This window comes from Nannocystis punicea (assembly GCF_026965555.1).
Lineage (GTDB): Bacteria > Myxococcota_A > Polyangia > Nannocystales > Nannocystaceae > Nannocystis > Nannocystis punicea.
Genome location: NZ_CP114040.1, coordinates 8,670,265 through 8,684,580 on the forward strand (window position 1 = coordinate 8,670,265; position 14,316 = coordinate 8,684,580).

The following is a 14,316-nucleotide window of genomic DNA, read 5'->3' on the forward strand; positions in this document are numbered from 1 at the left end:
GCCGACCGCCGCGCTTTCCGGCGATATCCTCGTCGGGTGACGCGAGCCCGGCCCACCGACACCAAGGCGCGGATCCACGCGGTCGCCCGCGAGCTGTTCATGCAGCAGGGCGTGCAGCAGACCAGCCTGCGCCAGATCGCGGACCGGCTCGGCATCACCAAGCCCGCGCTCTACTACCACTTCGACTCGCGCGAGGCGCTGGTCGCCAGCATGTTCGCGCCGCTCATCAGCGACATGGAGGCCCACTTCGCCGCGCTCGAGGCGACCGCGCCGGCCGACCCGCGCGCCCTGCTCGGCGCCCACTTCGACCTGCTCACGCGCCACCGCGACCTCATCGTCATGCTCGTGCGCGACTTCAGCATCCTCGCCGAGCTCGACCTCGCCGCGCGCATGTTCGCCTGGCGCCACCGCCTCATGACCCTCCTCGTCGGCCCCTCGCCCTCGCTCGAGGCGCGCGTGCGGGCCGTGGTCGCCATCGGCGGCATGGCCGACACCACCATCGAGTTCCCCGACGTGCCGATGGAGCGGATCAAGAACAGCGCCGTCGAGGCCGCCTGCGCCGCCCTCGGCCTGCCTCCGGCCCGCCCGGCCGCCGCCAAGAAGACCGCGAAGAGCGCCCGCCCGCGCCGCGCGACCTGAGCCCGCCGGGGGCGCGAGCGCCCGCTCACGCCGCGCCCATCTCCGAAGCTCCCGTACCAATCCGAGCAGCGGGCCGCGCGACCCGAGCGCGGATCGACATGTCTCGAGAGCCATGTCATCACCCTCGACGCGGATCTTTCGACCTGTCCCATCGGACATACCTCCTCTCGCCCCCGCGCGAGCTCGCCCGGCCGCGATCGAACCTGTCTCTTGCGACATCATCGCGGCCTCGCGGCCGGCGAGCTCGTCCGCAGCTCGGGCGCCGCGAGCCCGCGGACTCGGGTATGGTGCCCCGCATGTCGACGCGCCCCAATCGACCGCTCACGCTGCTCCTGCTCGGCGCCCTCGCGTCGTCCGCCTGCCCCGGCAGCGACGCCTCGACGGAAGCCGACACCGGCGCGACCGGGGGCTCCGCCACCGACGCGACCGTCGGCGCCGATCCGTCCGGCGATCCATCGACCGCCGCGTCGACCTCGACCACCGGCTCGTCGACGACCGCCGAGCCGACCACGAGCACGACCTCGCCGGCCACCACCGACGCGCCGACGTCCACCAGCGTCGATCCCTCCGCCACCAATGGCGACACCGACACCGGCGCGCCCGGCCTCGCCTGTCCGCTCGGCGACGGCCCCGGCGTCTCGCAGCTCGCGCTCGCCCCGGCGCTGTTCAGCGCCGGTGACGATCCCTCGGATTCACCGGCCTGCGCGATCGTCAACCCCGAGCGCGGCTTCCACGGCTTCACCGACCTGCGCGACCTCGACGACGACACCCTCGACGGAATCGCCGCCGGCGGGCGCAGCGTCGTCTACGGCCAGGTGCTCCTGTCGGAATACCGCGACACCGCGCTCGACGCCGTCGTCCTCGACGAGATCGCCGCCGGCTTCGACCTCGTGCGCGAGCACGGCATGAAGGTCGTCCCGCGCTTCCACTACTCCAACGCCATGAACGAGCCCGACGCCGAGCTCCCGCGGATCCTCGAGCACATCGATCAGCTGGCCCCGCTGCTGCAGGAGCACGCCGACGTGATCCTCACCCTCCAGGCCGGCTTCATCGGCGCCTGGGGCGAATGGCACGGCTCGATGAACGGACTCGACGATCCCGGTCCGCGCAAACAGATCCTCGACGCCCTGCTGGCCGCGTTGCCGCCCGAGCGGACGGTCTCCGTGCGCCGGCCCTCGTTCAAGCAGCAGGCCTACGGCGGCCCGCTGACCGCCGACACCGCCCACGACGGCAGCGCCCTCGCCCACGTCGGTCACGTCAACGACTGCTTCCTCGCCTCGGACGACGACTTCGGCACCTACCAGGAGCCCGGCGAGAAGGACTACGCGGTCGCCGATTCAGCGTTCGTGCCGGTCGGCGGCGAGACTTGCGCCGAGAATCCGCCGCGCTCGGAGTGCCCCTCGGCGCTCGCCGAGCTGGCCCTTCATCACTGGACTCACCTCAATTCCGCGTACAAGGAGGAGGTCCTGGCCGGCTGGCAACAGGACGGCTGCTACGCAGAGATCGCCTGCCGCCTCGGCTACCGCCTCGCCGCCCTCGGCCTGCGCTGGGCCGACGCCGCGGCCCCCGGCGGCGCCGTGCCCGTCGCGCTCGAGCTCGTCAACGACGGTTTCGCCGCCCCCGTCCACGCTCGCCCGCTGGTGCTCGTATTCGCCGGCCCGACGCGCCTCGAGGTCGCCGCCGACGACTTCGACCTGCGCACGCTCCGGCCCGGCGAATCGCAGACGGTCTGCGTCGACGCAGTCCTCCCCGCCGACCTCCCGCCCGGGACGTACCGGATCGGCCTGCGCCTCGCCGACCCGGCCCCGGGCCTCGCCGACGACCCGCGCCAGGCGATCCGCCTCGGCAACGACACCGGCGTCGAATGGACCGAGGGCGTCAACTGGTTCGAGGCGACCGTCGCAGTGAATTGATCGCCGCGACGCCGCGAGCCGCGTCCGTCCTCGCCTCTTGCGCGCGAGCGCGCGGACCCGCCCGCGCCGTCGCCGATCCAAAAAAATGCGCCCGCGGTTCACGGTCTGCGGACCTGTGGACACTACCTCCCCAGGTCCCGCGCAGCCGCTCGCGCCCGGACCCTGGACGCTCGTAACCGCGGTCCGCAAACGCCGGTCGCAGCGCCGCGGCATTCCTTCTCGCCGCCCGCAGGAGCACGCCCCTTGTCGCAACACAGCATTCATTTTCACGGTCCTGTCACGATTCACATCCACGACGGAGCGCCCGGCGACGCCATCGTCTCGGCGTCCGTCGGCGAGGCCGAGGCCGCGCGGGCGTTCGAGAAGAAGCAGACCTTCGACCCCGACTACGACGGGCGCCCGGGCTACGACGCCGACTTCCTCGACGTCGAGGTGCCGGCGCCGACCGTCCGGGTCGAGCGCAGCCGCGAGATGCTGACCGGCTTCGACGGCGAGCCGCTGGTCCTCGCCTATCACCACTACTCCCTGGCGGTGAACAAGCAGCGTCGATTCGCCATGTGGACCGCAGCGAACGTCGACTACTCGCCGGAGATGCGCGGCGACGAGACCCGGGCCGACTTCGGCGACGACGGCTGGCGGCGCGACGCTCGCGTCCCGGCCGGCTATCAAGTCGACGACCGCGACTTCTACCGCCCGGCGCGCCGCATCGACCGCGGCCACCTCGTCCGCCGCGACGACGCCGCCTGGGGCGCCACGCCCGAGGAGCGCGCGTTCGCCAACGCCGACACCTATCACTGGACCAATTGCACACCCCAGCACGAGCGGTTCAACCGCGCCCCGCGATTCCGCGGCGCCTGGGGCGAGCTCGAGAATCAGATCAAGGCCGAGGCCCAGCGCAGCGGCGCCCGCCTGAGCATCTTCGCCGGCCCGGTGCTCGCCGGCGAAGATCCCGAGGCGCTCGGCGTGCAATACCCCCTGCGCTACTGGAAGGTCCTGTTCGCCGTCGAAAACGCCCAGCTGCGCGCCTACGGCTTCATCCTCGACCAGAGCCGCGTGGTCGCCCGCTACGGCCTCGCTCTGGACAAGGAGCTCGACTTCGAAGCCTTCGTCGAGCACCAGACCTCGCTCCAGGACATCGAGGCGACCACCGGCGTGGCCTTCGCTCGCAGCCTGCACGAGGCCGACGTGCTCGCCGGCGCATCGCCGGTGGAGATCCGTCACCCGACCGACCTGCGGCGCTCGTTCCGCTGACCTCGACGCCTCGTCCGGAGGTTATTCATTCATGGCTCACCCGCTCTTCGACGATCCTCGCTATCGTATGGACATCCAGGAGGGGCTGCACCTGTACGAGCAGCTCTGCATTCATTATCCGGGCGCACAGGACATTCGCATCGTCTACGCGTGCTGCGGCGCCGATCTGCCCGGGCTCAAGGACGACGCCCCTCGTCCCATGTGGGACGTGGCGCTCGGCCACATCGCCAGGGCGCTGCGGTTGCGGCGCCTCTGTGAGCACCTCCTCACCCGCACCATGCCGAAGCTGGTGGAGGCCGTCCGCCTGGTCATGGGCATGCGCGACATCGTCGAGCGGACGGTCCTCGGCGCCGACGAGCTGCCCTTCCTCGATCGCAAGGAGCTGCGCGGATACCTCGAGGCCCTCGCCCGCGAGACCAGCCCCCTCAAGGTCGTCGTCGTCCGCGGCGAACGATTCAGCGGGCGGACCTGGACCCGTCACCTCGTCGAGAGCGTGGCCGATTCACGCAAGGAGCTGGTCGCGTACTACGGGCGGGGCAACCTGTTCGACCTCGACACCCTCGTCTCCGACCTGTTCGCGACGTTCAAGGCCGACCGGCCGCCGCAGTTCACGACCAACGCGGCCGGCTACAACAACCTCTGCACCAAGCTGGCCGCCGCGGCTCGTGACAGAGACACGCGCTGCTGGCTCATCGTCGACGACCTCGACGCCGACCAGAACCGCAACTCCCACATCGACTCGGCGATCCTGGCGTTCTTCGATCAATTCGTGGCCGCCATGGCCAACCCGGTGGTGCGGAGCTGGTTCCGTCTGGTCCTGATCGCCTACCCCGTCGAGCAGCCGACGCCCACGCGGTGGGAGCCCGAACACTTCCGCATCGACGAGCCCCGCATCGACACCCCGGACAGGAGCCACGTGCTCGAGCACCTCGAAGCGTGGGCCGCGAGCAAGGGGCGCGCGCTGCTGGCCGAGGAGCGCGAGGCGATGGGCCATCGCATCATGCAGGCGGTCGACCGCGCGAACAGGCCCGACCGGCTGTCGACGCTGCGAAAGACCATCGCCACCGAGACCGCGCAGCTGGAAGGTGCGCCATGAACGGCGGCGAGCGCTCGGAGTGGGTCGGCCTCGCGCGCTTTCAGGACGCGCTCCAGCGATCCGCACAGAGCGTCGTACGTCTCGCTTTCAGCGTCGGCGGAACCGCAGGCGCCGGCTCCACCGGCTGGTGCATCACCGACACGCTCGTGGTCGTGCCCCGCCATGTCATCCACCCGGACCTGTCCAGCTTGCAGGTCTTCTTCCCGGGCGGGACCACGGGAAGCGGGGCAGAGATCGTCGCCGTCACCGGCGACGATAAGATCGACGATGCAGCCCTCCTGCGCTGTACGCCCCCGGGCCCGACTGAAGCGTTGACCCTCTCGCTCGATCCACCCCGGGCAGGCGGCCGCTTGTGGATGTTGCATCACCCCTTTCTCAATCCGCATATCCAGTATTCAGCAGGGGTCACAGTCGAGGTCTCACCGGCGACCGGCGAGCTCATCCACGATCTCGACAGCTCGCCCGGCTCCTCCGGCGGCCCGCTCTTCGACTTCCTCGGCCGCGTCCGGGGCACGCACATCGGATGGTTCGGTGAGCCCAGACGCAAAGGCGGGCGCACGATCGGCTTCTGGCTGCAGCGTCTGCGCAATCTGTCCTTGTGGCCCGAGATCGCCGATTATCATCGCCTCGTCGGCCCGCGCCCTCCGTCCGAGCGCCCTGTCGCCGCACCCCAGCCCTCTCCCTCGTTACTGCTGCGTCTCGCCGTGCGCTCGCGCTTCTCTCCCGAGCAGCTGACCGCCGAGGAGCGGCGCGGCGTCGAACCCCACGTGATCGACGTCCGCGCCGCGGCCTGGACGCTCCAACCCGAGGTTCGCCGCCGCACCCTCGAGGGCGCCGGTTCCCTCGAAGCGATGCGCGAGGCTCGTGGTCCGGAGCGAGCCTCCCAGCCCGGCCAGGTCGCGCTCGACCGGATCTTGCGCGGCCCGCCGTTCGACCTGTGGGAAGAGCCGCTCGCCGACCTGCCCCAATGGTTGCAGATGGTGCGGTGGTTCGCCGGTCTGGTCCCGGGCTTGCCGACCGCGCACGAAGTCCAGCGCGTGCTCACGCAGCGCCGGGCGCGGCAACGGCTCAAGGACATCGCCGGGGACGGGTTCCGCGGCCGGAGCTTCGAGCTGGCCGCGATGCACGCGTGGTACGCACGAGAAGACGCGGGGCCGCTCGTGATCACCGGGATCGGAGGAATCGGCAAGTCCGCGCTGGTCGCCAGATTCGCCGACGAGCTCCCGGCGAACACGGTGATTCTGTGGCTCGACTTCGACCGCGCCGATCTCGCTCCCGACGACGCCGACTCGATCTTGCGGCGGATCCTCGCCGAGTGCGAGGCGCAGCTGGAACTGTCACCACCCGCGACTCCCCACGCGGTCGCGCGCGAATCCTGGCAAGCCGCGGCAGATCGGCTCGGCGTGGCGCTGGCGAGCGAGCTGCGCGACAGGCCGCCGCCGTTGATGGTCCTGGACAGCTTCGAGATCGCGCAGCACGTCGAGCGCTATCAGGAGCTCTGGCCGGTCCTCCAGCGGCTGCTCGCCGAGCTCCCCCGGCTCCGAATCATCGTCACCGGCCGCGGCACTCTACCGAATCGCGAGCTCGTCGGGCGGCCCTCGCAGTCGATGCGGCTGACCGGGCTCCACGCCAGCGACGCCGACGAGCTGTTGCGCGCCAGGGGTATCGGCGCGCACGCGATGCGGCGGCGCCTGGTGGAGCTCGCCGACGGCATCCCTCTCGTCCTGCTGCTCGGAGCCCACTACCTGCACCTGGGCGGCGATCTCGCGGTATTGCCGGCGAGCCTGCCCAGGCAGATCATCGAGGGTTATCTCTACGATCGCATCCTCGCCCGCGTCGTCGACGTCTCGCTGCAGCCGCTCGCGCGCGGCGTGCTGGTGCTCCGGCGGGTGACTGCCGACGCTCTGAGCCACGTGCTCGGCGACCTGCTCCCGCCCGGGGCTCCGGCCGACCAGGTCTTCGCGCGACTGCGGCGCGAGATGGCCCTGGTGGACGGCGACGACGTCCTGCGAGTCCGCCAGGAAGTACGGAACGCGACGCTGCGCATGCTGGAGAGCGAAGACCAGGCGTTCGTCCGCCGCATCGACGAGGCGGCCGCCGTCTACTACGCGAGCCTCCCGCAAGACGACATCATCGCCGCCGAGCTGGTCTATCATTGCCTGCGGCTCGGCGATCTCCACGGCGCGGCCGTGGCGTGGCGGACCGCCTGCGCGACGCACCTGCGCGGCGCGGAGGACGATCTCACGGGCGACGCTCACGTCTGGCTCGCCTCACGACTCGGCACCATCGCCATCGAGCGCACCGATCTCGATGGTTGGGAGCACGACGCCCTGCGCCGGATCCGCGACCTGCTCGCTCGCGGCCTCACGCACGGCGTCGGCCACGTCCTCTCCGAGCGGCCCGAGCGGACCCCCGACAGCCCGCTGGTGTTCTACGACGCCTGGCTCGCGGCCACCCAGGCACACGACGTGCCCCGCGCCCTCGCGCTCCTCGGCGAGGAGAACCTGGTGTGGACGACCGCTCGTCGCGACCGGACGGTGCTGCGCGCCTGGCTCCACGCGCGAGACAATCACGTCCTCGCGGACGGGATCCTGCAACGCACGCTCGACGTCCCGCCCCTCTCGGCCGACGACCGCGACCATGCGACGCACGACCTGGTGAGTCTGGCGATCACCGCGGCGCGGATCTGGCTGACCTTCGAGCCGAGCGCCGAGCAAGCGCTCGTCGAGCAAATGGACGAATCGGGCCATCTTCGCATCGATGGACTGCGGCAGGTCCTGTCCGCCAGCGATACGCTGAACGTCGAGCTGCGCGCCCGACTCGGCTGGGCGTCCAGACAGACCCGTCTCCTCGGCAACCTTCGCTCCATCGACTTCGCCGATGCGATCGAGCGCAGTCAGGTACACCGACTGCTCCTGGCAGAACGTCTGGGCATGTGGACCCGAACCGGGCTCGCCGAGCAACCAGCGTACACACGCTCCTTGACCCGTATCTCCCGCGACGCCTTCGTCGATCAGCTGGCCCGCGAGCAGGGACCTCGAGTATCCAGCCTGCCGCCCCACGCCGTCGACCTCTTTCTCGCCGCGCATCACCGGTGGAAGCTGCTCACGACGACCTCGATCGCCGCCCGAATCGACGCATTCATCCGCCGACAGCACGACTGGCGGATGCTGACGGCGTCGGTGGGGTACACGTTGATCTGCCTCCATGACAGCCCAGGATGGTCGTTCGTCCCGCAGCTGAACCGGCGGCCGGCGCAACAATTCCTGGCCGAGTACCTCAGCCACGTCACCCAGATCGCCCCGGCGCGAGCGCTCATCACGGCCAAGCTGACGGAGCGCTCGCCCGACCGCTGGCAGAGCTTCGCAAGAGAGTCTGCGAGCGACGTGCTCGCGGACCTGCTGACCAGCTCCAGCTCGGGGCCGGAGCGGGCCTTTCATCTGCTGCAAGGCCTCGACAACGATCTCGAGCGCTACAAAGTGCACGCCACCGTCGCCTCCGCCCTCCCCGACCCCCTCGATCTCCTGGTCCGATACCTCGCCGGAATCCCCGACGCTTGAATTGAGGATCTCCATGCAGTTCGATCTCGACGCCCTCCCGTTCCCGTTTCACCGCCAAGAAGGTCAGCAGCTGCGCAAGAACCTCGCGGAGCTCTATCCCACCGCCGCGGCGGCCCGCCGCCTGCTCTCCGAGATTCAGTTCGACACCTCGCTCATCTTCTTCGAACAGGCGCCCGTCTCGCTGTGGCACGAGATCCTCGACACCAACGCGCGCCACGGCACGGTGCGGACGCTCGTCGCCAAGGTTCATGACTCGTTGCCGCGGACGTCGCCGCTGAAGCCGTTCTTCGCCGCGCTGGTCGCCTCGCGTCCCATCGAGATCGAGGCGGAGCCGCTGAACGACGACGGGACGCCGCGCTTCATCGACGGCGACGATCAGGTCCCGGTCCCCGAGGCCCTCCTCTACCTCGACAACCTGACCTTCTCGATCGGCCGCGTCCCCGGCCTCATCCGCACCCTGCAGAGCATGCTGCAGCTGGCCCCGGCCGTCTGCCGGCTCGACGTCAGCACGGGCGCGGGCAACCAGTTCGGCACTGCGTTTCGCGTGGGCGCCGACCTCCTGCTGACCAACTGGCACGTCCTCCACGATCGCGCCGGCGGCCGCGCCAGGGCCGTGACCGCGGAGTTCGGCTACGAAGCCGACCACAACGACAACGGCCTCGCTGCGACCGCCGTGGTGTGCGACGTGAACAGCATCCTGGCCGACCAGGCCGACGATTGGGCGATCATCCGGGCCGCCGGCCTGCAGCCCGCGTGGCCCGTCGTCGCCCTCGACCAGGCCGTCGAGCCGACCTTGAACGACGCTGCCTTCATCATTCAGCACCCGAACGGCGCCCGCAAGCGCGTCGGCTTCGTCCGCAATCAGGTGACCAACTTCACCGACCGCGTGGTCCACTATTTGACGGACACGCAGGAGGGCTCGTCCGGCTCGCCGGTGTTCGACGCCGCGGGGCGGCTCATCGCCCTGCACCACGCCGGAGGTCGGCCTCAGGAGGTGCTCGGACGGCCCCCCCTCAAGAAGAACGAGGGCATCCGGATCCAGCGGGTCCTCGCCGGGTTGAAGGCGAAGGGCTTCGCAATCGCGTGAACCATCGAACAAAGAGGACGCTAATATCATGGTGTACAGTGAAAGTTTGACCGATCTCGCCGAACAGCGGCTGCGCGGGGTGCTCACGGCGCTCCCCGACGGCCGGGCCCTCCAGGAGCGGTGGAAGGCGCTGCGCAGCGCCGGCATCACGGAAGTGACCGAGTCCCAGTCTCTCCACGAGCTCGCCCGCCCCCTGGCGGACCCCGACATGTTGGAGCGGATCCTCGGCCGCAACGACCTCATCGATATCCGCTTCTTCCACCGCATGCATCAGGCCGCCAGGGCGGTGTGCCGCGTCCAGCTCGCCGGCGGCGGCGCCGGCACCGGCTGGCTCCTGTCACCGCGACTACTCATCACCAACAATCACGTCTTGCCGAGCGCCCGCGAGGCCGCGGACGCGGCCGTCGAGTTCGCAGTCGACGCGCGCGACGACGCCGGGCGGCGGTTCAAGCTCGATCCGTCGCGCTTCTTCAGCACGAGCCGCGAGGAGGACCTCGACTACACCGTCGTGGCGGTGCGCGAGGCGGACGAGCCCGAGCTCGCCGCCTTCGGCTACCTGCTGACGGCCCCCGAGCTGGTGCCGACCCTCGCGCTCGGCGAGCCGCTCAACATCATCCAGCACCCCGACGGCGAGCACAAGCAATATGCGATCCGCGAGAACGAGCTCGTCGCCGCGCTGACGAACTTCCTGCATTACCGCACCGACACCAACCCGGGCTCCTCGGGCTCGCCGGTGTTCAACAATCAATGGCAGGTCGTGGCGCTCCATCACTCCGGCGTGCCGCGGCGGGTGAACGGGCGGATCGTCAATCGTCAGGGCAAGCCGTGGACCTCCGACATGGGCGACAAGGCGATCGACTGGATCGCCAACGAAGGCGTGCGCATCGACGCCATCCTGCGCGACCTCCGTCAACGAGCCAGCGGCGCCGAACGGGACCTCCTGGGCGACCTCGGCAAGTTCTCGGAGATCGCCGATCTCCACGTCGATACCCGGCCGCCGCCGCGGACGGACGACGCGATCGCCGTGGGTAGCCCAGGCCCGTCGCAACCCGCCGATCCGCGGATCGCCGCGCCGGTCGCAGTGGCGACCCCGCAGCTCGTCGCCGCGCCCGCGACCGGCGACGGTCTCACCTCCATCGTCATTCCCTTGCACATTCAGCTCAGCGTCGGCGCCCCGCAAACCATCGCCCCGACGAGCCCCGCACCGGCGCCCCGGGCCCTCGTCCCCCGCGAGGCGGGCTTGCGCGCGGCCCTGGAGCGCCTGGACCGGATCACTGCCGACAACTACTACGACCGCGTGCAGGACCAGGCCGCCCGCGATCGCTACTATCAGGACATCGATCCCGAGGCCGACGGCGGCGCGCTCCACGACGCGCTGTCCGACCTGCTCCGCCGGACCCATGAACGCGTGCTGTCCTACAAGGAGGCCCGCCTGCAATACCTCTACCCGATCGTCGATCTCGTGCGCGACGGGCGGCGGCTGTTCCTGCGCAGCCTGTACTCGGCCGACGAATACGACGACACCCGCGAATTCGTCCGCGAGGAGTTCGCCGCCACCGAACGATTCGAGGCCGCGCGCGAGGCGTTGCGGGCGCGAGAGGCCGGCATGAGCGCCGAGGCCCTGACCCGCGAGCTCGACCTGCTCGAGGCGAGCGCCGGCTTCAACTGCGAGCACGTCGTCCCGCAGTCGTGGTTCGCCAAGAAGTCGCCGATGGTCGCCGATCTGCACCACCTGTTCACCTGCGACCAGCGGTGCAACAGCCGGCGCGGCAACTTCCCCCTGACCGACTTCGCCGACTTCCCCGCCGAGGACGACCGCGAGCGGTGCGGCCTGCAACGCGGGCAGCGCTTCGAGCCCCGCCACGGCAAGGCCGCCGCCGCGCGAGCGACCCTCTACTTCCTCGTCCGCTACCCCGGCAGCATCTCGAGCGAGCGGTACTCGCGGTCCGACATCGGCGCCCTCAAGCGCTGGAGCACCGCCGCCTCGCCCGACGAATGGGAGCGCCGCCGCAACGCCGAAGTCGCGCGGGTCCAGGGCGTCCGCAACCCCTTCATCGACTTCCCGGAGTGGGTCGCTCGCGTCGACTTCTCCCGCGGCCTGGGCTCATAGACGATCGGCCCGGCGACGGCTCCGAATCACGGCAGCAGCGCGCCCGACGTCAGGTCGAACGTGTAGGGCATCGGCGAATCGGAGCCGTTCAGGGTGATGTTGAACTTCCAGCCGGCGATCTTCGCCTGCATGCAGGCGAACAGCCCGTCGTGCTTGAGCGTGGAGCGCTGCGGGTCGAACGTCGCCTTCTTCACCTTGCCGTCGCCGTCGACCACGATCGTCGCCTTGACCCGCCCGGTCGGCGCGTCCGGGGCCTTGCCCGCCGTCTCGTTGTAGCAAGCGACGATCTCGCCGACGTTCTCCTCGACCTTGCGGTTGAAGTTCGACACGTCGAGGTACGGCGACTCCTCCTCCGCGGCCGCAGGCGCCTCCGACTCGCCCGTCGCCGCCTGCTCGCCCGCGTCGGCGGCGGCCGGCGGGGTCGACTCCGCCTCCTTCTTGCAACCGGGGTGCAGGAGCAGGGCCGAGGCGAGCGCGAGCCGGAGCGAGGGCGAGGGCATGGCCTCGACGGTATCACGGCAGGGCGCCGCGGCGCCGAAAACCCGCATGCGCGCGAGCGGCCTCGGCTATCCTCGCGGTCGTGCGCACCCTGCAGGAGCTCCCGCATCGCTTCTGGCCCGCCTCGCAGGTCCCGGCCGACGTGAAGGTCTGGCCGAAGATGCTCAACCTCAAGACCGCGGAGTTCGCCAAGGTCTACAACAAGAAGGTGAACCCGCGCCTGCGCGCGCTCGGCTTCACCTGCAAGGGCATGCGAGGCCGCGGCCGCGCGGGCGACGTCGTCTTTCTCAGCTGGTTCGCCGGCGGCAAGGCGGGCGGCTCCGGCTCGCTCGCGTTCGCGGCCCACCGCGTCGGCCTGCCGTCGGCGCTGCACCACGCCCTCGCCCCCGACGACGTCGACTACTCCGACTGCAACTTCTACCGCCTCTTCAGGCTGTTCGACGACCGCCATCACGGCGCCGACTTCGACCTCGGCAAGGACGTCGCCGAGGCCGAGGAGACCTGCGAGCGCCTGCTCGAGGTCGTCGAGGAGCAGGGCCTGCAGTTCCTGGCCGCAGTGCCGCGCGGCCTCGCCGAGCTGACCGCCCTGCGCGTCGACGAATTCGAGGCCCGCGCCCCGGAGCTCGCCACGAGTTATCCGCTCCGCGTGGCCGGCAGCGCGCTCTCTCCGGCCGCGGAGCCGCGGATCGACCTCGTCGTCCTGCTCGCCCGCCTGGCCGTGCTCGACGGCCGCCGCGACGACGCCCAGGCCTGGGCCCGCCTCGGCCTCGCCCTGCTGGCGGGCGCCGCCTGGCCGCCGTACGCCCACCACGAGCGCAGCATCCTGTTCGAGAAGCTCCTCGCCGGCGACTTCGACCTCCCCCTCACCGCCGCCGATCGGGCCGAGCGCGAGCGCCGCTTCGAGCAGTCCCGACAATGACCTTCAGGACATGCCCTTCAGGACATGTCCGAATCGCCATCCAGCTCCGGCGGCAGCTCGCCGGCCCACAGCGGCACCCCGCGCTCGCGCAGCGCCGCAGTCAGCGCGGCTGCCTGCGAGCGCTGCCAGTCACCGTTCGCCGCCGCCGCCCAGCGCGCGTCGGCGAACTCCTGCGTCGCGCCCTCGACCCCGTGGAGCACGTCGACGCGCACCGACCCCGCGTGCTCGGCCAGCGCGTCGGCCAGCGGCGCCACCGGCCCGGGCAGGAGCGGCTGCACGATCGCAAACGTGCGCAGCCCCGCGGCCCTGCAGGCCCGCAGCGCCGCCAGTCGGTCCGCAATGGCGGCGGCCCGCGGCTCGAAGTGGCGGCGGGCCGCGTCGTCGATCGTGGGGATCGAGATCCCCGCCCACGCATTGGCGATCGCCGGCAGGACGTCGAGGTCGCGCTCGATGAGCGCCGAGCGCGTCAACAGCAGCACCCCCGCCGTCCACTGCGCGTCGCGCAGCGCCAGCAGCATCCGCCGCGTCAATTCGTGCCGGCGCTCGATCGCGTGGTACGGATCGCTGACCACCGCGCAGAACTTGATCGGCCGCGGCGGCGCCCGCTGCAGCTCGGCCGCCAGCACCGCGGGCGCGTTGACCCGCACGTCGACGTACGAGCCCCACGGCGCCGGCGCGAGCCCCAGGAGCGCCCGCGTCTCGGCCACGTGCGACTGCGCGTAGCAGAACCTGCAGCCAATCAGGCAGCCGACGTACGGCGTCACGGTGTAGTAGCGGCCGCCCTCGGCGCGCTCGAGCAGGCGCTCGACCGTCACCGCGCGCACGCGCGCGCCCGGCTCGTCACCTGTCTCTTCGGCCATCTCAGCGTCGCGGGCCAGCGCCGCCAGCACCGCCTCCTCGCGGCCCGCCGCGGCGGCCGCGACCGCCCGGCAGACCGTCACCCCGAGCGCTCGCCTGTCCGGAGAGACAGCCTCGTCGAAGCGGTACGACAGGCCGAGCCGGCGCGTCTGCACCGCGCTGCGGCGGCCCGGGGCCAGGCGGGCGACCTCGACGTGGACCCGCGTCCCGCCTGTCTCGAAGGTCAGACGCGGCCCGCACTCGGTGGTGACCTCGGCGAGGCGCAGCCCCGGCGCGAGCTCGTCGCCGGGGGCGAGCCCGCCGACGAGCGCGCGCAGGTGGACCTCGAGGTCGCGGGCGCCGGACATGGCGTCCTCGCCTATACCACGAGGCCGCGCCTCCCGGC

General features: G+C 71.0%; 10 protein-coding genes. 8 read left to right on the forward strand and 2 right to left on the reverse strand.

Translation table 11 applies throughout. The features are described from left to right. Positions 1–36: 36 nt before the first annotated feature. From O0S08_RS33145 to O0S08_RS33175, 7 genes are all read left to right on the forward strand, one after another. Positions 37–639, forward strand: coding sequence for a TetR/AcrR family transcriptional regulator (locus O0S08_RS33145; RefSeq protein WP_269033425.1), 603 nt, complete (start codon positions 37–39; stop codon positions 637–639). A 296-nt stretch (positions 640–935) separates the two neighbouring features. Further along, positions 936–2,552 carry a DUF4832 domain-containing protein gene (locus tag O0S08_RS33150; RefSeq protein WP_269033426.1) on the forward strand — a complete coding sequence of 539 codons (1,617 nt, stop codon included), beginning with the start codon at positions 936–938 and terminating at the stop codon, positions 2,550–2,552. A gap of 243 nt (positions 2,553–2,795) precedes the next feature. After that, positions 2,796–3,803 (forward strand): DNA/RNA non-specific endonuclease, encoded by a 1,008-nt coding sequence (locus O0S08_RS33155; protein ID WP_269033427.1) that lies wholly within the window; start codon positions 2,796–2,798, stop codon positions 3,801–3,803. A gap of 31 nt (positions 3,804–3,834) precedes the next feature. Continuing rightward, positions 3,835–4,899 carry a hypothetical protein gene (locus tag O0S08_RS33160; protein WP_269033428.1) on the forward strand — a complete coding sequence of 355 codons (1,065 nt, stop codon included), beginning with the start codon at positions 3,835–3,837 and terminating at the stop codon, positions 4,897–4,899. Further along, a complete protein-coding gene (locus O0S08_RS33165; RefSeq protein WP_269041885.1) occupies positions 4,896–8,459 on the forward strand; it encodes a trypsin-like peptidase domain-containing protein in 3,564 nt (1,187 codons plus the stop codon). The genes O0S08_RS33160 and O0S08_RS33165 overlap by 4 nt, the downstream gene beginning before the upstream one ends. 13 nt (positions 8,460–8,472) lie before the next feature. After that, positions 8,473–9,546 (forward strand): trypsin-like peptidase domain-containing protein, encoded by a 1,074-nt coding sequence (locus O0S08_RS33170; protein WP_269033429.1) that lies wholly within the window; start codon positions 8,473–8,475, stop codon positions 9,544–9,546. Positions 9,547–9,592: 46 nt separating this feature from the next. After that, complete coding sequence (locus O0S08_RS33175) at positions 9,593–11,656, forward strand: endonuclease (RefSeq protein WP_269033430.1); 2,064 nt, start codon at positions 9,593–9,595, stop codon at positions 11,654–11,656. 26 nt (positions 11,657–11,682) lie between these two features. Here the strand turns inward: O0S08_RS33175 and O0S08_RS33180 are convergent, their stop codons facing one another. Further along, a complete protein-coding gene (locus tag O0S08_RS33180; RefSeq protein WP_269033431.1) occupies positions 11,683–12,156 on the reverse strand; it encodes an AgmX/PglI C-terminal domain-containing protein in 474 nt (157 codons plus the stop codon). An 80-nt stretch (positions 12,157–12,236) separates the two neighbouring features. Between O0S08_RS33180 and O0S08_RS33185 the strand changes: the two genes are divergently transcribed. Next, positions 12,237–13,073: a hypothetical protein gene (locus O0S08_RS33185; protein ID WP_269033432.1), complete on the forward strand. Its 837-nt coding sequence runs from the start codon at positions 12,237–12,239 to the stop codon at positions 13,071–13,073. A gap of 17 nt (positions 13,074–13,090) precedes the next feature. Here O0S08_RS33185 and O0S08_RS33190 read toward each other — a convergent pair whose 3' ends face one another. Further along, positions 13,091–14,278, reverse strand: a complete 1,188-nt coding sequence (locus O0S08_RS33190) for a radical SAM protein (protein ID WP_269033433.1) — start codon at positions 14,276–14,278, stop codon at positions 13,091–13,093. Between the last annotated feature and the right edge of the window lie 38 nt (positions 14,279–14,316).